Genomic DNA, 18,683 nt, shown 5'->3' on the forward strand with positions numbered 1-18,683 from the left:
CTCCTTCCGCCGATGAATCCGACGTTCCAGAAAAGCCGTGAAACGCAGAAGAGGACCAACCTCTATCTGGTCGGATTCATGGGCACGGGCAAGAGCACGGTGGCCCGGATGGTGGCTCAGCGCCTGGGCATGGAATGGCTGGACAGCGATGCAGAGATTGAGCGGCAGGCAGGCCGGCCCATTTCGGATATTTTCGCTCGGGATGGCGAATCGGGTTTTCGGCAGCTGGAGCGGGCCTTCATCGAAGCGGGTCATCCCGAGCGCGGATGTGTGGTATCGTGCGGGGGTGGCCTGGTCCTGGGGGCCGGAATGATCGGTCAGCTGAAATCCCGGGGGGTCCTGGTCTGCCTTCAGGCTTCGGCCGGCACGATTCACGAGCGCACCCGTTCGAACCAGAACCGCCCGCTCCTGAACGTCGAGAACCCGGAAGAGCGTATTGCGGCCATGCTGAGAGAACGGGAGCCGTACTACCGGGCGAGCGGCACGCAGATCCTGACCGATCATCGGACGCTCCTCGAAGTCGTCGCTCATGTCTGTCGCGTCTACCAGAGGGAGGCTCGTGATTTCGAACGCGTCCAACGTCGCTGAGCGGGATTCCCTGAGAAGGGATCTGCTCGACCTCGGATTTGACACTGTGCGTTTTGCCGCGGCGGACTCGGTTCCGCCGACACAGCTCCGGGCCTGGCTGGAGTGGGGCTGGCAGGCGGACATGGACTGGATGACCCGGACGGTGGAGAAGCGACTGGACCCCGGACTGATCCTGGCGGACGTGGGCACCGTGGTCCTGTTCGGTGTGAATTACCTGCCGGGAGAACAGGGCGCCGCCGGTCAATCGCGCTGGGCACGTTATGCCCTGTATGAAGATTATCATGACAATATTCTCCGTGCGGTCCGGGCGGGCGGCGGGCGGATGGCGGCGCGGCTCGGGCTGGGAGCGGGCGACTGGCGCGCCTATGTCGACACGGGGCCGGTCATGGAACGCGGATGGGCGGCGAAGGCCGGCATGGGCTGGCTGGGGAAGAACGGGATGCTCATCTCCCGTTCCCACGGCAACTGGCTTCTCCTTGCGGCGATCCTCATCCGGGGCCGGATCGTACCGGATGAGCCGCTGCCGGGCGGCCGGGACATGGCGGACGGACCGCCCTCGCTCGGACGCTTCTGCGGATCCTGTGTCCGGTGCATCGAGGCATGTCCGACCGGGGCCATCCGCCAGCCGGGCCTGATTGACGCGCATCGCTGTCTATCCTGGCAGACGATCGAGAACCGCGGGCCGATTACGCGTGAATTCCGGGAGTCGATGGGTGGCCGGATTTTCGGCTGTGACATCTGCCTTGAAGTCTGTCCGTGGAACCGGTTTGCCCAAGCCGGCCGGGGGCTTCTGCTGGCGGCCCGCTTCGATCTGGCCGAACTTACCTTGATCGAGCTCCTGAGCCTGACACCGGAGCGGTTTGCCGTTGTCTTCCGCCGAACCCCGCTCAAGCGCCTCAGGCTGGAGCGTCTGCTTCGCAATGCCTGTGTGGTGGCCGGAAATCTTGATCGCGACGAGGGTTGGAACGGCAGGCTGGGAGGTTCCCGAGACCATCTCCTGAACGGTCTGGTCGGACTGGCCGGGAGTTCCACCGCCCTGGTGCGGGCCCACGCTGTCTGGGCGGTCTATCGGCTGGAGCCGGGCCGGGCGCGAGCCATGCTGGAAGGAGCCAGAGCGGCCGAAACCGATGAGACCGTGCTCGAGGAATACGCCGTTTGGGAGCGAACACCTCACGGGATTCCGACCCGGGAGCCCTGAAATCGGGTTTCTCCGCGACGAGATGACCGTGTGCCGGGGCCGGCCGTGCGGTGGCCCGGCCCTTCGATGGACTCAGATTGTTGAGCCTTTCGAAGCAGTGGACCGCCCTCCACCAGATACGAGGTCGAGGTTCGGGCTACTGCGCGACCGCCCATGCCTCAAGCTACTGTTCGCCTTCATCCGCAACACCACCCTAACCGCCGGTGAAGATCTCCCTCATTCGGGTGACGAAGACGGGGGGTGGACGGACGGGTTGGTTCTGATGATTGAGGAAGGCGTGTTCGGTAAAGCCAGTGGCGAGAAGCTCATCTCCCCGGAGAATCCGATAGTCGAGGCGGATTCGCAGGAAGGGTCTATACTTCATGTTGGTTTCGATGGTGAGGATGTCATCGTAGAGGGCGGGGCGGAGGTATCGGGCGTTCACCTCGAGCACGGGCAGCCGGTAACCGAGCTTCTCCAGTTCGGCATAGGGAAGGCCCTGTTCCCGCAGGAGGGTGGTTCGACCGATCTCAAACCAGGGCAGGTAATTCCCATGGTAGGCGATGCCCATCATGTCGGTTTCGGCGTATCGGACGCGCACTTCGGCTTGGCTGACAATCATGATCGGGTTGGCGGGTTGGAAGTCGGGATGGCGTCGGGTCGGTCGGCCGGAGGTTTTCGGAAGAGGACGACCCGATTGGTGTTGGTGCCCCGGGTGTTGTTGGTCACGCCCCAGACGTGGGCGGTTTTGGTGAAATCCTGAACATTGAGCAGGATCTCCTCGGCCCGGAGTCCGGCCTCCAGCCCGAGGGGGGTGATGTGTTCCTCCAGGAGAATGCTTCCGGCCCGGACCTCCCCGATTTCGAGGGCAAGGACGCCACCGGGTTGGAGCAGGCGGGCCGAATCGGCGACCGCCGAGGCCATGAATCGGCACCAGTCCGGCACTTTGGGGTGTTGATCGAATTGAACGGCTTTGCTGTCGATTCCGGCAAACCAGCAGCGCATCCAGTTGTCGGTCGCGTAGTCGACCACGTCGAGGAATGGTGGTGAGGTCAAGACCAGGGCAACCTGGCCGTCGGGGAGTTCCGGGGCGAAACAGGCGTCGCCGGTGGTGATGCGGGCCAGCGCTGAGATCTTGCGGAGATCCGCCCGGGTTTCCGGGGTCACGTCCTTGAGCAGGGACCGGGATTTTCTGAGGATGAGTGAGGGAACCTCGCGTCTCGGCGGTGTCTGGTTTTTTCGTGCGTTGATCCGCTGCTGGGATTTGACCGAGACGGCCTGATTGGGCGGCAGGGTGTAAACGGAGAAGAATCCGGGCGAGTGGCCGGTCAGACGGTTGAGGGCCACCATGCGGATCCAGGAGTCGATCGGATCGAGTGACCCCGTGCGCTCTCGATGAAGGTAGATCGCGCGCAGGGACTTGATCTCTCTCAGGGTATCGGGATGAAAGAAGACGAGGAGACTCTCGTCGATCGGGTCGGGTTCGGCGTCCCAGGTGTAGGTGCCGAGGCGTTCTTCAACGTCCTCAAGCGTCGGCGGATCAAGGCGGGGTTCGAGCAGCATCCGCGAGAGGGGATTGGCATCACGTCCCCAGGGCACCCGGCCGAGCAGCGCCGATTCGAGTGCCGTCGTGCCGCGTCCCATGAAGGGATCGTAGACAATGTCGCCCGGCTGGCTGAATCGCTCAATGAAGTAGCGCGCAAGAGGCGGCTTGAAGCAGGCCCGGTAGGATATCTCGTGGAGGGTGCTGGCCGCCCGTTGCCTGGCGGTCCAGAACTCTCCGCGGGATACCGGGGTCAGGGAAAGATCCAGTTGTTCGGGTCCCGGGCGGGTCATTGCTGAGACCCGCGGCGTTCGGCAGGCCGGAGGGATATCCGGCCGAGGTGGCGGCTAGAAGCGTGCGATATAGGTATTGCCCTGAACATCCTCAAAGATCAGCTCCTTGCCGGAGACTTCACTCAGCTTGAGATTCAGGTCGTAGTTAACGATCTCACCCGTCTTGTAAACCTTGTTGTTCATGAGAACCTTGGATTCGCCGTCAGAGATCCGGATCCCGCGGACGTTGAGCGTGTTGACATAGGCAAGCACATCCGGGTCCGGTCGATTGACCCGGATCGGCGGCGGGAGTGCCGGCAGGGGATCCGGCTTGGGTTCCGGTTTGGCTTCGACCACCGCGACCGGTTCGGGTTCGGGAATCGCGATGACCTCGGCGGCGTCCACCACAGGCGCGGGTGCTTGTGCCATTTCTGCGGGTTGCTTTTCCTTGATGATGATGTAGGCGCCGACACCCATCGCACCGATGAAACCGATGAAGACAACACCGGCCACGAGGAGGATGAGCACCAGCTTCTGGGCGGACATCGGGTTGCCGCGCCGCGCGATCGTCGCGTGGCCGCCTCCGTCCGGCTGGCTGATCGCGCCGGGAGTCCCTCCGGGAGGGCCTGAAAACCGGTTCTGGGCGATGCCAGGAGGAGGGCCTTGGACGCTTTGGGCTTTCTTCAGTGCATCGTTGATCAAGCTCATGATTGGGTCGGGTTGGCAGTGGGGATCGGTTCAGGGGTGGGCAAGGTCAGGTCAGACCAGGGCCAGGGCATTGTATTCCTTGACCGCGCGGCGCACGTCCCAGTAGTTGACGATATCGGCTTCGCGACAGAAGGCGGCGAGGAGGGCTTTGTCGCAGAGGTTGTTGATCAGGCGGGGGATTCCCTGGCTGGCCTTGTGGATCATGCGCGACGCCCAGGGCGAGAATTGGGGGCGTCCGAGCCCCCCGGCGAGGCTGATCCGGTGCCGGATATAGTGTTCCATCTGCCCGAAGGTGAGCGGCTTGAGCTCGTAATTGACCAGGATGCGTTGTCGAAGCTGGCGCAGCCTGGGTTCGTTCAGGGTGGTCTTGAACTCCGGTTGTCCGATCAGGACGATCTGGAGGAGTTTCTGTTTGTCGGTTTCGAGGTTCGAAAGGAGGCGGATCTGTTCGAGGAGCTCAAAGGTCAGGTTCTGGCACTCGTCGATGAGCAGGACGATGTCCTTGCCCGCATGAATGCGATCGAGCAGGGCGGCGTTGACGCGCGTGCTCAGATCGTTCTTGGAATCACCATCGGACGGCTCTCCGAGTTCGGTCAGGACCGTCTTGAGCAATTCGGTCTCAGTGATGCGGGGATTGAGGATCAACCCCGTTTCGTAGCGATCCGGATCGAGGCTGTTGAGAAAATGCCGGCAAAGGGTGGTCTTGCCGCAGCCGACTTCCCCGATGAGTACGATGAAGCCCTTGCGCTCGGAAATCCCATACTTGAGGTGTTGGATCGCCTCCTGATGGGTCGGGCTCAAATACAAATACTTGGGATCCGGAGTGATATTGAAAGGCAACTCCGAGAATCCGTAATAATCCGCATACATCTTGTGAGTAGTTTCGACAGAATCCCACGCAAGTTTAAGATTAGCACCGAAAGGGTTATTCGGATAAAAATTGCTTTTCTTTCGTACCGGCTTGGCCAATCCTCGGCGAAGTCTTGGCCATGACTTTCAGCCGCTTATTCCTCATCGCCTACGCCGTCGTGTTTCTATCACTCAGCGTTTTTGCTGGTGTCTTCTTCTATCGGACCTACGGGGAATTCCTGAACCTCAAGGAACAGGAAGCCACCAACCGTCGTCATCTGGCCGAGACGGAACTGCGCCTGCTGGAACAGCGGGATATTCTCGAGCGTCTCAAGCAGGATCCCGCCTTCGTTGAACGAATGATCCGGGACCGTCTCGGTTATGCCCGACCGGATGAAGTGGTTTTCCGGTTTGAGAATTGAGAGGTGGTTGGCCGCTGCGTTCGGGCCGGGTACCGCCGGCTGCGCGCGGCCCTGCCGGGAAGAATCGAAGGGGCCGCTTGATCCCCTCAGGGAACGAGGTTCCCGTAAAGTGAGTGCGAAATCGTATGAATCCGGAAGATATTATCATTCAGAGATTTAAAGATAAAGGCCAAGGTCATGTCTTCCGATTCTGGGAGACTTTGAATGGTGATGAGCGGCACCGGCTGCTGGAGCAGGCGGCAGAGATCGATCTCGATGAAATCACGCGGTTGACCGAGACCCTGATCCGAAATCCCGGAGTCAGCACGATCGATCTGAGTCATCTGGAGCCGGCTCCCCATATCCCACTCGAGAGATCCCCGGCCGACGAAGTGGCCTGGGCGGAGGCCAAACTGGCCGGAGAGGCTGCGCTGCGTGCCGGCAAGGTGGGTGCGTTCACGGTGGCAGGGGGGCAAGGGACCCGGCTCGGGTTTGATGGGCCCAAAGGGACCTTTCCGGCGACTCCGGTGCGGAAGGCGACCCTCTTCCAGGTCTTCGCAGAGAAGCTGCGGGCGGCCGGACGGCGTTACGGAAGGCCAATTCCCTGGTTCATCATGACCAGTCATGCCAACCACGAGGCGACCGAGGCTTTTTTTTTGGAGAACGGCCATTTCGGGCTGGGGCCGGACCAGGTTCACTTTTTCCGGCAGGGCCGGATGCCCGCGGTGGATCTGGAGGGACGGATACTGCTCGAGACAACCTCGACCATCGCGATGAGTCCCGACGGGCATGGCGGCTCGCTGCGGGCCCTCGTGCGAAGTGGGGCGCTCGATCGGATGGAGGCTGCCGGGATCGAGCTGGTGAGCTACTTTCAGGTGGATAATCCTCTGGTTCATTGCATCGACTCCTCTTTCATCGGTTTCCACCTCCTTCGCGGTTCCGAAATGTCGAGCCGGATGATCCCGAAGGCCTATCCGGACGAAAAGCTGGGGCATTTCTGCTTTGAGAACGGAAAGCTGGTGGTCATCGAGTACAGCGACATGCCCGATGCCTTGATCCACCGGGTGGATGAGGATGGGGAACTCACTTTTCGGGCCGGCAGCATCGCCATCCACATTGTCTCCACGGCTTTTGCCCGGCGTCTGGGTGAAGGTGGCGCCGGGGTGGTGTTGCCTTTCCACCGGGCTGAAAAGAAGATCCCGACGGTCGATGACGCAGGACGACCGGTCAGACCGACCAAGCCGAATGGCGTGAAATTCGAGCTCTTTGTCTTTGACGCCCTGCCGTTCGCCACGAATCCGATCGTGGTCGAGACCAGCCGGGCGGACGAATTCAGCCCGGTCAAGAACGCCGAAGGAGTGGATTCGCCCCGGACCTGCGCCGATGACCAGCGACGCCAGGTCGCGCGATGGCTGCGGGCGGCGGGAGTCAATATTGAGACGGACGATACCGGCCTGCCGGGGATCGCGATTGAAGTTTCCCCGTTGTTTGGTTACGATGAGGATACCTTTGTCGAATCGTGGCGGAAATTTGATCCCAAGCCCGAGATCCGCGACGGGCTCGTTCTGGAATAATGACGGAGAACACGAGCCGTCGATGGTGCGGTCCCCGCATGCGACCCGAGGCATTCTGAATCCCAATCCCGAATCTGACTTAAGACCAATTGAAATGAGCCAGGAACTGATTGCCGCATTCGAGAAGGCCGGAAATGAGGGGAAGCTCCTCAAGAGCACGGTCGACAACCTTAAGGCGTGGCTCGGGGCCGGATTTCTTCCGGCCTGGGCCTTGGCGGCTATCCGCGAGTTGAGCGAGGCCGGAGCGCATGAGGAACTCAACGACCGCTTTTTCCGTTACCTTGCCTTTGGGACGGGAGGCATGCGGGGACGCACGATCGGGGCGGTCTCGACCGAGGCGGAGCGTGGGCAACCTACACCGCAGGGCGGCCCCGAGCATGCCGCGGTCGGCAGCAATCTACTGAACGATTTCACCATCGTCCGGGCCACCATCGGACTTTTCCGCTATACCAGCGGATTCCTTGCCGGCGAGGGTCGGGTCGATCCACCGAAGCTGGTCATCGCGCATGATGTCCGGCATTTTTCGAAGTCATTCTGTCAATTGGCGGCATCAACCTGGTCGCGCCTGGGAGGCATTGCCTTCATCTACGACGGCCCCCGTTCCACCCCCCAACTCAGCTTTTCCGTCCGGCACCTCGGCGCCCACGCCGGCATCGTGATCACGGCGAGCCACAACCCTCCCCATGACAACGGCTTCAAGGCGTACTTTGAGGATGGGGCCCAGGTGGTCCCGCCCCACGACACCGGAATTATCGAGGAAGTGAACAAGGTGCAGTTGGGCGACCTGCCGGCCTTTCTCGAACGGGATCTTTCGCGGATTGTCGTGCTGGGCAGGGAAATCGACGACGCCTACCTTAAGACCATCCGCCATTCCCTGATCGATCCGGCCGCATTTACGGACAGCCACCTGAAAATTGTCTTCAGTCCGATTCACGGAACCGGCGGGGTCATGTCGATTCCCGCCCTCAGGGCCACGGGAATCGAAGTGCTGACCGTGGCGGAACAGGAGCAGCAGGATCCGCGCTTCCCGACGGTCAAATCGCCCAATCCAGAGAATGCCGAGGCCTTGAAGATGGCGGTCGACCTGGCGGTGCAGGAAGGGGCTGACCTCGTGATGGCGACCGATCCGGATTGTGACCGCATGGGAGTGGCCGTCCGCAACCGTGACGGCCGGATGGAGTTGATCACTGGGAATCAGATCGGGACGCTGCTGGCCGATTACCGGATCCGCAAGCTGAAGGAAAACGGGTGGATACCGGAGAAGGGCGGATCGTCGATCGCCCTGATCAAGACCTTCGTGACCACTCCCATGCAGGATGCCCTGGGGAAGGCGCATGGTATCAAGGTTATTAATACATTGACCGGCTTCAAGTGGATCGGGGAGAAGATCCGTGACTACGAGGAAGGGCTGAAGTTGAAGATGATGGCCGAGCAGGGCCTCGGTCTTGATTATGACCGGACCTCTTTCCGGAAGCGGGCCGAGCTGCTCCAGCAACACTCAACCTTCTACGCCTTCGGTTCTGAGGAAAGCTACGGCTATCTGCCGACCGACTTTGTGCGGGACAAGGACGGCAACGCCGCCTGCCTTGCCTTCGCCGAACTGGCCGCCGCCTTGAAGAAGGAGGGGGCGACCGTTCCGGAGGCCCTCGATGCGCTTTATCTCAAGCTCGGCTACTTCCTGGAAATGCTCGGGCAGATCTATTACGAAGGGGCCAGCGGGGTCGCCCGGATTCAGCGGATACTCTCGAGTTATCGATCGTCACCGCCCCGGGAGTTCGGAGGCGTCGACGTGACCAAGTTCACCGATTTCGGCCGTGAGACCGTGCACGATGCCGACGGCAAGAAGATCCCGGCGCAGGATCTTTATTTTCTCGAGCTGGCCAATGGCTATTCCTACGCCGTCCGCGGAAGCGGGACCGAGCCGAAAATCAAGTTTTACCTGTTCGCGCGGGAGGAGGTCGGCGATGCCGGCGGACTGAAGGCGGTCAAGGATGTGACCCGTGAGAAACTGACCAAGCTGCGCGAGGCGATCGAGAAGGACGCGGACCGGAGGAGCAAGGATCAGGAAGCCTGAATTCGGCAGGTTGAAGCCGGCTACTCATTCACTCGGCTGGACGGAGGCCTCGTCCTGTGGGCGTCTAGACGCAGGGAATTCCATCCAGAAGATGGACCCACCGCCCGCTCGGTCGTCAACGCCCACCGATCCGGAGTGGGCGCGGCAGATGTCCGCCACAATGCTCAGGCCCAGGCCGACACTCTCCGTGCCGGCATCCGGATTGCGCGAAAACGGGCGGAAGATCATTGCTTTCCGCTTTGCGGACAGACCGGCCCCGGAATCCTCGACGGACACCCGCAGGCGATTGCCGGGCCTGGTTGCGATGGACACGTGGATTCGGCCGTTTTCCGGTGAGAAGCGAACGGCGTTGTCGAGAAGGTTGGCGAGGGCTTCTCTGATCAAATCCGGTACACAGCGCAGGGCAGACGTCTTGTCATCAGCATCGAGGCTGATCCGGATGTTTCGCAGTTCGCCCGCAGCATTCGCTTCATCCACGGCCTCCTTTGCGACCGCAAGCAGACAGACATCCCGACTGTTTTCTTCGAGGTTGCCGGGTTCGGCACGGGCCAGCAAGAGGATATGCTCAATCGTTCGGTTGAGCCGCTGCGCGTCTTCCAGCATGCTGCCCATGACACTCTGATACTCGGCGATTGTCCGGGGTTGTCGAAGACAGACCTCGCCGCTGGTCCGGATCGAAGCCAGCGGGTTCCGCAGCTGGTGGGACGCGTTGAAGCTGAAGCGGTTCAGGCGATCCAGGAGATCCTGATAGCGATCGAATCCAGTGTTAAGCGTATGTGCCAGGCGGCCGACTTCATCCCGCGAATCGGGCACTTCGATGCGTTCCTCAAGATGTCCGGCGCTAATTCGCTCGGCTTGGATCACCATCCGGCGCCAGGGGACGAGAAGCCTGCGCGAAATGATCCAGGCGGAACCGAGGGCGAGCGGAAAGAGCAGGATCATCGCTCCGAACAGCACAAGGGACTCCTCGACCTCTTCCGTGCGCAGTTCGGGATGTTCGTGCTGCTCATTCAGGTTGAAGGCAAGGACGACCACGCCGATGGCGAGGAAGATGATCACAGTCTGGGCTCCCAACCAGAGAAAGAATCGGAAACGGATGGATCGCTTCATGCCTCCCTCCTCAAGGCGATGCCCACGCCCCGGATGGTCTGGATGACGAAAGAGGACCCGCATTCGTCGAGTTTCTTGCGCAGACGGGAAAGGTGCACATCAATCACGTTGTCCATGGAGGTCATGCGTGACTTTACGTTGAAAACGTCTCGCTGGATCATTTCTCGTGTGACCACGTTTCCATTCACGCTGACGAGAAGAGCCAGCAAGTCGAACTCTCTCGGCGTAAGGTCCAGTGCCTTGCCGTTCGAGGTTGCGGAGCGGTTCTGGAGATTGAGTTCGAGGTCGCCAACGGCCCGGTTCAGGAGTGCTCGGCCGGAACGACGCAGTTGTGTTCGAATGCGCGCCAACAACTCCTCGAACGAGTAGGGCTTTACGAGATAATCGTCTGCTCCCTTCTCAAGACCGCGGACTCGATCGGCAATCTGATCGCGGGCCGTCGTTATGATGACGGGAAGATCGGGGTAATCCTTTCGCAGTTCCTGCAGCAGGTCCATACCGCTGACGTCGGGAAGACCGAGATCGAGAATTATCAGTGAAGGGCTCGAATCCTTCCAGTACATACGGGCCTCAGCGCCCGAGGACACCCGGCTGACGCTGAAGCCCGCCTCCCGCAGACCTTCGGTCAGGTGCTTCGCGATGCTGGCGTCATCTTCGACCACCAAAATGGCGGGCTGCGATTCCAGAACTCTCGGATCATCTTTCACAGGCAATCACCGCCCATACGACTCATTGAGGTATCCATGGTCAAACCTTACGAATACTTCAGATTCTTTCAGTTGCGAACAGTTCCGAGTGGTCGTTGTCTGTGAACCGTGTCGTGTTCCAAGATTCTTTTCCATGTGTCAAGTTAGTCCACCTCGACGGTACGTGCTTCCTTCCCTGGCGGTTTTTCACTTTCTGGTTGCCGCGGCGGGACTATGGGCGGGGCCCACTTATCAGGCAGCGGCGGATATCCGATTCCGGGGGACCTCGACGCTGCACGATTTCGAGGGATCGATGCCACCGCCGGTCTTTTCGGTTCGGTTGTCGGACAGAACGACCGGTCAGTCTGACCTGGCCGTGAGCGCAGAAATCAGTGTTCTGGCGGCTGAACTGACCACGCACCATGAGAAGCGGGACATGAACATGCACAGGATGCTGGATCTGGTCCATTTTCCGGTGATCAAGGTTTCCGTGGCGGATGCGCGCATACCGGAAAGCGGCAATGGCGAGATTTCGCTGCTTCTTCGGATTAGGGACCGGACGGAGACGATCCTTGCCAGGATTTCGGATTGGCACGAAGACAGCGGAGGGGTCTCCTTCCTGCTGGACTTCCCCGTATCGCTGAAGACATTCGGACTCCGGCCCCCGTCGCTGCTGGGCGTGATCCGGGTCGGTGATGAAGTAGTGGTCACTTGTGACGTCCATCCTCCAATCGAGAACCAAGTGGCCGGATTGGTTGGGAAATCAGGTTGAATCGATCATGAGTGTGACCATCCATCATATTGAAACGCTTCTGCCGCCCTATGCCTATCGGCAGGAATTCGCCCGTGACCGCATGATGCGTTGGCTGCCGGATAGGAGGACGCAGCGTTTGATTCGGGGCATCTACAACCGGTCCGGCATCGAAACCCGCTACAGTGTCCTGCCCGATTTTGTACCCGGGGCGCAGCCGGTCCTGTTCAATGAGGACGCCGAAGGTCGCATGGTGGAACCGACAACGGAACCGCGCAACCGACAGTATGCCAAATGGTCGCGGATTCTCGGCGTTGATGTGGCCAGAAACGCGATCAACAATGCCGCCGGTTTTAGGCCGAAGGAGATAACCCATGTGATCACGGTATCCTGTACGGGCTTCTGTAATCCCGGACTTGATCTTGAGATAATCAGGGAGTTGGAACTGGCCGATACGGTGGAACGCTACCAGATCGGCTTCATGGGCTGTTATGCCGCGTTTCCCGCACTCCGAATGGCGCGGCAGTTCTGCCTGGCGTGTCCGGATGCAGTGGTCCTGATTGTCTGCCTGGAATTGTGCAGTCTGCACCTGCAGCTGCGTGAAGAGCCGGACAGTCTGCTTGCGAACGCACTTTTTGCCGATGGGGCTGCCGCGGCCGTGGTCAGTGCGCGCGTTCCCTTTCCGGGCCGGCCTTCGCTTGAAATCCATGCTTTTTCCTCGGCGCTTGCCCCGGACAGCGAGGGGGATATGACCTGGTCGATCGGGGACCGGGGGTTCGACATCCGACTTTCGAGCTATGTGCCCGATATCATTGCCGCCAGCATTTCGGGGATGGTGGATCGCATCATGGCTTCAGGCCGATGGGACAGACGGAGTGTCGGAACCTGGGCGGTGCATCCGGGTGGTCGGTCCATCGTCGACAAGGTGCAACAGGAGCTGGACCTGGCGGTTGGCCAACTTGAGGATTCCCGGGCTGTTCTGCGCGACTTCGGCAATATGAGCAGCGCGACGATACTCTTTGTCCTGCGTCGCATCCTGATGCGTCCTGAGATGGATGGGGAGAGGCGACACCCGGTTCTTGCCATGGCGTTTGGTCCCGGTTTGACCCTTGAGGCGGCCATGATGGAACGTTTGCCGGGGGAGGCGGTGCCGGCGCTTTCCGGCGGGAGAGCCAATGCGGAAACGGATCCGAGTTAGCCTCTGGTGGCTCCTTCTGGGAGCCGCCTTGGCGCACGGTGCGGACGATGCCGGCTTCAACAAAACGGAGATCTTGGCACGGGCCTATGTTCCCAATCGGCTGGTTCCCCAAGGTGAGGTTCGCCTTGTCCGACGGAACGGGGATCCGATCGTTCAGACCGTTCTGCACACAGGTTTCGGGAAGGTCGTGTTGAGCCGCATCACTGAGAATGAACGGGGGAATTGGGGTGATCAGCAGGATGCCGCCAACTATATCGGTGCATTGCAGGATGCCTTTTCCGAGTATGAGAACCGGCGATTGAAGCAGGGCAGGCAGACGGCCCTGGTCATCGAATTCATCGACGGTCCGGACTCGGCCCGGGTCGAGTTCCGCTTTTCTCCGGTCTCTCGTGAGAGATCCGGATTCGACATCCATCCTTCACCTGCGTGGAGAATCGTGCCGGTTTCCCGGGACTACCTGCGCAGAAATCAGGAATTCATCCTTGTCGATGCATTCAAGGACGGTGCCGCCAAGCCACTGGATCTTCTTCACCGCTTCCGTTCCGACCAGGGAGGGGCGCCCTCGTGAGTGACAAGGCCAGCCTTCCTGAGAACCGGACCCGCTATCTTCCGGCCCAGCGTTTGACCGCATTGATCGGCGGGATTGCGTGCCATCTTCTTTTCGCCGCCGCCATCATTGCCATGGCCCTGGCGCTCTTCAACGGGATGCGGATCGGGATGGGGTCCTTTCGCGGTTGGCCGGCGGCAATGGCCGACTTGGGCCTGATGGCTTCGTTCCCTCTGGTTCATTCCTGGCTGCTCACGCCGGGCGGTCGCCGGATGATGAATCGACTGGTTCCCTTCGGTATCGGCGAGGAAATGTCTTCGACGGTTTTCGCCGCGATTGCCTCGGTGCAGTTGCTGGCGGTGTTTCTGCTCTGGTCGCCGACCGGGATGGTTTGGTGGGAATCGGCCGGTTGGGCGAGATTCGCCATCGGCACCGGCGCAGCCGGGTCCTGGCTGCTTCTCGCCAAGGCGATGTCCGACAGCCAACTCAGTCTTCAAACCGGATTTCTCGGCTGGAGTTCCGTATTCAATAATCGGATCCCGGTATACCGGCCATTCGCGCAAGAGGGTCTCTACCGCCATGTGCGCCAACCCATCTATATCTCCTTCGCCCTCATCCTCTGGTTCGCCGCGGACTGGACTCCTGATCAATTGGTTATGGCACTTGGCTGGACCGGTTACTGTCTGGTTGGCGCCATACTCAAGGAAAGGCGCTACCTGCGTTATTTCGGAGAGTCGTTCCGGCATTACCGGGCAAGGGTTCCTTTCCTGAATCCGTTGAGAAAGCCGGTGGCGCCGGCCCGGCCGGAGACATCCGGTGTGAACCATACCGTGCGGGGTGCCGACGTCGTGATCTCGGGAGCTGGTCCGGTTGGGCTTTATCTGGCAAACCTGCTTGGTCGTCGGGGTTACCGGGTCCTCGTGATCGAGCGACGCAGGCGGATGACAGCCGGTTCTCTGGCGATCGGAATCACGCCTCCCACCCTTTGTCTTTTCCGGTCATTGGGGCTGGATGATTTGTTCATGGCCCATGGCGTCCGCATCGACACCGCGCGGGTGTTTGAGAACCGGGAGGAATTGGGCGAGTTGGATTTCTCGGGCATTCCGGCCGAGCACCGCTTCATCCTTTCGTTGCCGCAGTCGCGCACAGTGGCATTGCTCAGAGATAATCTGCGCGCGTTTCCGGGTGTCCAACTGCTGGAAGGCGTTGAGGTGGTCGGCCATCAGCAGACGGACGATTTCGTTTCCGTTGAGCTCAGGGACACGGAAAGCGGTGTTCTCTTCAAGGCAAGCGCCGATTTTCTGGTCGGAACTGACGGGCACCGGAGCAGGACGCGGGTGCACGCGGGATTCAGGTGGCGAGAGCGCAGTTACCGCCCCTGTTTCCTGATGGCTGACTTCGACGATGATACGACCTGGGGTCGGGAAGCACGGCTCTTTTTCGGTCCAAGCGGATCGGTGGAGTCCTTTCCTCTGCCCGACGGACTGAGGCGTTGGATTGTGCAGACGGACCATATCCCTGGTGACCGGAAGGTGATCGGGAGCAGGGTCGCTGACATCGTTCGGAAGCGCGTCGGGGTGGGGCTCCCGTTGTCAGGAGCACGTTTTCAGAGCAGTTTTCGACCCCGGCGTGGGCTGGCTCGCGAGTTTTTCAAGGGGCGGGTGATTCTTTGTGGGGATGCCGCTCACGTGATGAGTCCAATCGGGGGACAGGGGATGAACACGGGGATGGCGGATGCGGCCCATCTAGATCGTGTCCTCGGTGATTCACTTGAGAACCGGGAGGTCGATTACGAAGGCTTCGCAGCCTACCACCGGGCCCGTCGACGCGCGTTCCGGGTGGCAGCTGATCGCGCCGCCCGCGGCATGTGGCTCGGAACCCGCGTCGGAATCCTGGCATCGGTCATGCGGCGCCTGCTCATTTCACGCATCCTCCTGGGTTCGTCCTTCCGGGAGCGCCTCGCCCCCGATTTTGCCATGCTGACGATTCCGGGATTTCCACCTGTTGCCGACGGGCAGAATAGTGTCGGAAGGGAGGGACGGTGAGCCGGCGATTTGGACTGCGACCGCGCGACTACCTGGGGCATCATGCCGCGAAGCAGGCGCTCAACCTTGAGCTCTTTTCGGTGGTCGCTCCGAAGTATGATTTTGTCACGAAGGCCCTGTCACTTGGGCGGGACGGCAAATGGAAACGACAGCTGGTGGCATTTCTGCCGGATTGGCCGGCTCCGCTCTGTCTTGATCTGGCTTGCGGGACGGGTGACATCACCCGTCTCCTGGCTGCCCGCTATCCCGGAGGAAAGGTGGTCGGGCTCGATCTGACGCCGGCAATGATCGATATCGCACGTCATCTCACCCTTGACCGGACCGTGGATTACCTTGAAGGGTCGATGCAAAACCTGCCCTTTGAGAATGACTCGGTTGATATTGTGACCGGGGGCTACGCCCTTCGCAATGCCCCCGATCTTGAACGGCTGCTTGATGAAATGCACCGTGTCCTGCGACCTGGCGGGAAACTTGCATTTCTCGACTTCTCGAAAGCGCCGACGCAACCGGGACGGGTCCTGGGTCACATGGCGCTGAAGTTCTGGGGCGGTTTCTGGGGCTGGCTTCTTCACGGCAATCCGAATGTCTACGGTTACATTGCCGACAGTCTCAGGCACTATCCTGACCGCCGGTCCCTGCGCGCCACCTTCGACTCACATGGTTTCACGCTTCGTGGACAGCGCCGTTATTATCTGGGCCTGCTGGAGAACCTTGTCTTTGAGAAGCGGAGCGACTCAAGGCCGTGATCCGGTCTTCTCCGTTCGGATCTATATCAGCATCAAGGCCGGGGTCTCGAGGATCTTCTTCAATGCGGCAAGGTAGCGGGCCCCGGTGGCGCCGTCGACCACGCGATGATCGCAGCTGAGTCCGATCCGCATCCGCTGACCGGGAACAATCTGGTCGTTCTTGTCGACGACCGGCTTCCGGGTGATGGCACCGATCGAGAGGATGGCGGCATTGGGTGGATTGATGATCGCATAGAAGCTCTCCACTCCGAACATGCCGAGAGTTGAGACGGTGAAGGTGCTTCCGGTAAACTCGTCCGGCCGCAGTTTCTTGTCGCGGGCCCGGATCGCCAGATCCTTGGCCTCGGCCGCGATCTGTCGAAGGGTCTTGCTGTGGGCATTCTCGATCTTGGGAGTGACGAGACCATCCGGCACCGCGATGGCGAGTGCCAGGTGAACGGCGCCGTGCTGGCGGATCCGGTCACCAAGCCATGAGGCGTTGATTTGAGGAACCTGGCGCAGCGCCTCGGCCGCTCCCTTGAGAATGAAGTCGGTCACGCTGAACTTGATGCCGCCCTGCTCAGGCGGGAGATCGGCGAGGTTGGCATTGAGGGCGGCGCGCAGGTCCGCGAGCGGTGCGGCATCAATCTCAATGTCGACGTAGAAATGGGGGGCGGTTGTTTTCGACTCGACCAGGCGGGAGGCGATGATCCCGCGCATATTGGTCACGGGGATGTCGGACTCTTCGGCGATGGGAGCTCCGGCAGGGGCGATGGGGCGGGCTGTCTGGCCGCCCTTTGAAGTTCCGGATGCTTTTTCCGGGGCAGGAGCCGGTCCTTGTTCGGCCGCTTCAAGGATGTCCGCCTTGACGATGCGGCCACCGGGTCCGGTTCCGGTGATCCCCTCGAGATTGACACCCTTTTCTTCGGCCAGACGTTTGGCGAGCGGGGATATCCGGGTCCGTCCACTGCTGTCCACGGATTCGACGGCGACCGGTCCGCCGGTCGGGGCCGGGCGCTGTTTGATCGTCCCGGGAGCGGGTGCCGGGAGGTCGGTGGGGGCGAGGGGTTTGGACTCGCCACGGCTTTCTCCGGATTCGGATTTCGTCCCCGGCTTCTTTCCCACGCTCTCCGCCGGCGCGCTGGGCGTATCCACTTTTTCACCCTTTTCGCCGATGGCGGCAATGGCGGTGCCGATGGCGACCTGTTCGCCGGCCCCGACAAACTGCCTGATGAGGAATCCATCATCGAAGACCTCAAGCTCCATGGTGGCTTTGTCGGTTTCGATCTCGGCGATCATGTCGCCGCTGGAAACCGCGTCGCCTTCAGCCTTGAGCCAGTTGACCAGGGTGCCCACGGTCATGGTGTCGCTCAGTTTCGGCATCTCAATAATGGTAGCCATAGAGTGGAATCAGATTCGGTGATGGATGATCGAGGTTTTCGGGAATCCGGCGCCGTCAGCAGAGTTCGAGGGCCGCCTTCAGGACACGCTGCACATCCGGGATCTGCAGTTTTTCCAAGGGCATGCTGTAGATCTGGGGGGCGTCGAGGGCGGAAACCCTCTTGACCGGAGCGTCGAGATAATCGAAGGCCTTGGCCTGGATGGTATAGGCGAGCTGGGCGCCGACACCGCAGAACGGCTTGTTCTCCTCTACGAGGACGACGCGATTGGTCTTTCTCACGGATTCAAGAACGGCTTCTTCGTCGAGTGGTCGGATCGAGCGCAGGTCGATGACTTCAGCGTCGATACCATGCTCTTCGGCGAGGACTTCGGCTGCCTTGAGCGCGGTCAGGGCGGCCCGACCGTGTCCGACCAGGGTGATATCCCGTCCGGTCCGCTTGATGTCGGCCACTCCGAGAGGGATGACGTATTCCTCTTCCGGCACTTCCCATTGTTCGCCGTAGAGGAGGGTGTTTTCCATGACGTAGACCGGATCCGGATCCCGGATGGCGGCCTTCATCAGGCCCTTGGCATCATAGGCGGTGGCCGGGCAGACCACCTTGAGTCCGGGGAAATTGGCCAATTGGTTCTCCGGGGTGTGCGAGTGAGTGGCCCCGACGCTGGTTCCGCCGTTGGCCGGGCCGCGGATCACGATGGGGCAATTGATCAGACCGCCCGACATGTAGCGGACCGAGGAGGCATTGTTCACGATCTGGTCATAGGCCACGTAGGAGAAGCTCCAGAACATGAGCTCCATGACCGGCCGCAATCCGAGGAAGGATGCACCGACCCCGAGTCCGATGAAGGCGGCTTCACTGATTGGGGTATCGATGACCCGTTTGGGACCGAATCTTGCGAGCAGACCTTCGGTGACTTTGTAGGCACCGTCATATTCGGCGACTTCCTCGCCGAGAATGAAGACCTTTTCGTCGCGGGTCAGTTCCTCGGCCAGAGCGTCGTTGACTGCCTGTCTGTAAGTGATGAGCGGCATGGGA

Annotated in this window: 18 protein-coding genes; 10 read left to right on the forward strand and 8 right to left on the reverse strand. The window is 60.8% G+C overall.

Annotated elements, in window-relative coordinates:
* Window positions 1-12 precede the first annotated feature (12 nt).
* On the forward strand, window positions 13-588 hold the full coding sequence (locus R3F07_17505; GenBank protein ID MEZ5278182.1) for a shikimate kinase: 576 nt from the start codon (window positions 13-15) through the stop codon (window positions 586-588).
* On the forward strand, window positions 560-1,786 hold the full coding sequence (gene queG / locus R3F07_17510) for a tRNA epoxyqueuosine(34) reductase QueG (GenBank protein ID MEZ5278183.1): 1,227 nt from the start codon (window positions 560-562) through the stop codon (window positions 1,784-1,786). Before R3F07_17505 ends, queG begins: the two co-directional genes overlap by 29 nt.
* Before the next feature lie 193 nt (window positions 1,787-1,979).
* On the opposite strand, the gene R3F07_17515 is transcribed toward queG, so the two are convergent.
* From R3F07_17515 to R3F07_17530, 4 genes are read right to left on the reverse strand one after another with little or no spacing between them, the layout of a single operon-like run.
* A complete protein-coding gene (locus R3F07_17515; GenBank protein ID MEZ5278184.1) occupies window positions 1,980-2,387 on the reverse strand; it encodes a thioesterase family protein in 408 nt (135 codons plus the stop codon).
* On the reverse strand, window positions 2,384-3,601 hold the full coding sequence (locus R3F07_17520; protein ID MEZ5278185.1) for a DNA methyltransferase: 1,218 nt from the start codon (window positions 3,599-3,601) through the stop codon (window positions 2,384-2,386). The genes R3F07_17515 and R3F07_17520 overlap by 4 nt, the downstream gene beginning before the upstream one ends.
* A 54-nt stretch (window positions 3,602-3,655) precedes the next feature.
* On the reverse strand, window positions 3,656-4,288 hold the full coding sequence (locus tag R3F07_17525) for a hypothetical protein (protein ID MEZ5278186.1): 633 nt from the start codon (window positions 4,286-4,288) through the stop codon (window positions 3,656-3,658).
* Between the two features lie 51 nt (window positions 4,289-4,339).
* Window positions 4,340-5,158 carry an AAA family ATPase gene (locus R3F07_17530; protein MEZ5278187.1) on the reverse strand — a complete coding sequence of 273 codons (819 nt, stop codon included), beginning with the start codon at window positions 5,156-5,158 and terminating at the stop codon, window positions 4,340-4,342.
* A 119-nt stretch (window positions 5,159-5,277) separates the two neighbouring features.
* Between R3F07_17530 and R3F07_17535 the strand changes: the two genes are divergently transcribed.
* From R3F07_17535 to R3F07_17545, 3 genes are all read left to right on the forward strand, one after another.
* The gene (locus R3F07_17535) at window positions 5,278-5,559 is read left to right on the forward strand and encodes a septum formation initiator family protein (GenBank protein MEZ5278188.1); all 282 of its coding nucleotides are present in this window, start codon (window positions 5,278-5,280) and stop codon (window positions 5,557-5,559) included.
* Window positions 5,560-5,759: 200 nt separating this feature from the next.
* Complete coding sequence (locus tag R3F07_17540; protein MEZ5278189.1) at window positions 5,760-7,112, forward strand: UDPGP type 1 family protein; 1,353 nt, start codon at window positions 5,760-5,762, stop codon at window positions 7,110-7,112.
* A 94-nt stretch (window positions 7,113-7,206) separates the two neighbouring features.
* The gene (locus R3F07_17545) at window positions 7,207-9,186 is read left to right on the forward strand and encodes a phospho-sugar mutase (protein MEZ5278190.1); all 1,980 of its coding nucleotides are present in this window, start codon (window positions 7,207-7,209) and stop codon (window positions 9,184-9,186) included.
* 24 nt (window positions 9,187-9,210) lie between these two features.
* Here R3F07_17545 and R3F07_17550 read toward each other — a convergent pair whose 3' ends face one another.
* Window positions 9,211-10,296, reverse strand: coding sequence for a HAMP domain-containing sensor histidine kinase (locus R3F07_17550; protein MEZ5278191.1), 1,086 nt, complete (start codon window positions 10,294-10,296; stop codon window positions 9,211-9,213).
* Window positions 10,293-10,958, reverse strand: coding sequence for a response regulator transcription factor (locus R3F07_17555; protein MEZ5278192.1), 666 nt, complete (start codon window positions 10,956-10,958; stop codon window positions 10,293-10,295). The genes R3F07_17550 and R3F07_17555 overlap by 4 nt, the downstream gene beginning before the upstream one ends.
* 208 nt (window positions 10,959-11,166) lie before the next feature.
* Between R3F07_17555 and R3F07_17560 the strand changes: the two genes are divergently transcribed.
* The 5 genes from R3F07_17560 (at window position 11,167) to R3F07_17580 (ending at window position 16,269) form a co-directional block, all read left to right on the forward strand.
* A complete protein-coding gene (locus tag R3F07_17560) occupies window positions 11,167-11,754 on the forward strand; it encodes a YceI family protein (protein MEZ5278193.1) in 588 nt (195 codons plus the stop codon).
* Between the two features lie 7 nt (window positions 11,755-11,761).
* Window positions 11,762-12,931: a type III polyketide synthase gene (locus R3F07_17565; GenBank protein MEZ5278194.1), complete on the forward strand. Its 1,170-nt coding sequence runs from the start codon at window positions 11,762-11,764 to the stop codon at window positions 12,929-12,931.
* Window positions 12,932-13,121: 190 nt separating this feature from the next.
* Window positions 13,122-13,499: a hypothetical protein gene (locus tag R3F07_17570; protein MEZ5278195.1), complete on the forward strand. Its 378-nt coding sequence runs from the start codon at window positions 13,122-13,124 to the stop codon at window positions 13,497-13,499.
* Entirely contained in the window at window positions 13,496-15,523 is a 2,028-nt protein-coding gene (locus tag R3F07_17575; protein MEZ5278196.1) for an FAD-dependent monooxygenase, read from the forward strand. Before R3F07_17570 ends, R3F07_17575 begins: the two co-directional genes overlap by 4 nt.
* Window positions 15,520-16,269 carry a class I SAM-dependent methyltransferase gene (locus R3F07_17580; GenBank protein ID MEZ5278197.1) on the forward strand — a complete coding sequence of 250 codons (750 nt, stop codon included), beginning with the start codon at window positions 15,520-15,522 and terminating at the stop codon, window positions 16,267-16,269. The genes R3F07_17575 and R3F07_17580 overlap by 4 nt, the downstream gene beginning before the upstream one ends.
* A 21-nt stretch (window positions 16,270-16,290) precedes the next feature.
* Here the strand turns inward: R3F07_17580 and R3F07_17585 are convergent, their stop codons facing one another.
* Complete coding sequence (locus R3F07_17585) at window positions 16,291-17,649, reverse strand: dihydrolipoamide acetyltransferase family protein (protein ID MEZ5278198.1); 1,359 nt, start codon at window positions 17,647-17,649, stop codon at window positions 16,291-16,293.
* A 55-nt stretch (window positions 17,650-17,704) separates the two neighbouring features.
* A complete protein-coding gene (locus R3F07_17590; protein MEZ5278199.1) occupies window positions 17,705-18,679 on the reverse strand; it encodes an alpha-ketoacid dehydrogenase subunit beta in 975 nt (324 codons plus the stop codon).
* Between the last annotated feature and the right edge of the window lie 4 nt (window positions 18,680-18,683).

This window comes from Opitutaceae bacterium (assembly GCA_041395105.1).
GTDB lineage: Bacteria > Verrucomicrobiota > Verrucomicrobiia > Opitutales > Opitutaceae > B12-G4.

Coding starts and splice junctions, on each gene's coding strand:
- R3F07_17530 (MEZ5278187.1), bottom strand. CDS start 5,158: ATGTATGCGGATTATTACGGATTCTCGGAGTTGCCTTTCAATATCACT.
- R3F07_17525 (MEZ5278186.1), bottom strand. CDS start 4,288: ATGAGCTTGATCAACGATGCACTGAAGAAAGCCCAAAGCGTCCAAGGC.
- R3F07_17520 (MEZ5278185.1), bottom strand. CDS start 3,601: ATGACCCGCCCGGGACCCGAACAACTGGATCTTTCCCTGACCCCGGTA.
- R3F07_17590 (MEZ5278199.1), bottom strand. CDS start 18,679: ATGCCGCTCATCACTTACAGACAGGCAGTCAACGACGCTCTGGCCGAG.
- R3F07_17565 (MEZ5278194.1), top strand. CDS start 11,762: ATGAGTGTGACCATCCATCATATTGAAACGCTTCTGCCGCCCTATGCC.
- R3F07_17505 (MEZ5278182.1), top strand. CDS start 13: ATGAATCCGACGTTCCAGAAAAGCCGTGAAACGCAGAAGAGGACCAAC.
- R3F07_17545 (MEZ5278190.1), top strand. CDS start 7,207: ATGAGCCAGGAACTGATTGCCGCATTCGAGAAGGCCGGAAATGAGGGG.
- R3F07_17585 (MEZ5278198.1), bottom strand. CDS start 17,649: ATGGCTACCATTATTGAGATGCCGAAACTGAGCGACACCATGACCGTG.
- R3F07_17535 (MEZ5278188.1), top strand. CDS start 5,278: ATGACTTTCAGCCGCTTATTCCTCATCGCCTACGCCGTCGTGTTTCTA.
- R3F07_17515 (MEZ5278184.1), bottom strand. CDS start 2,387: ATGATTGTCAGCCAAGCCGAAGTGCGCGTCCGATACGCCGAAACCGAC.
- R3F07_17550 (MEZ5278191.1), bottom strand. CDS start 10,296: ATGAAGCGATCCATCCGTTTCCGATTCTTTCTCTGGTTGGGAGCCCAG.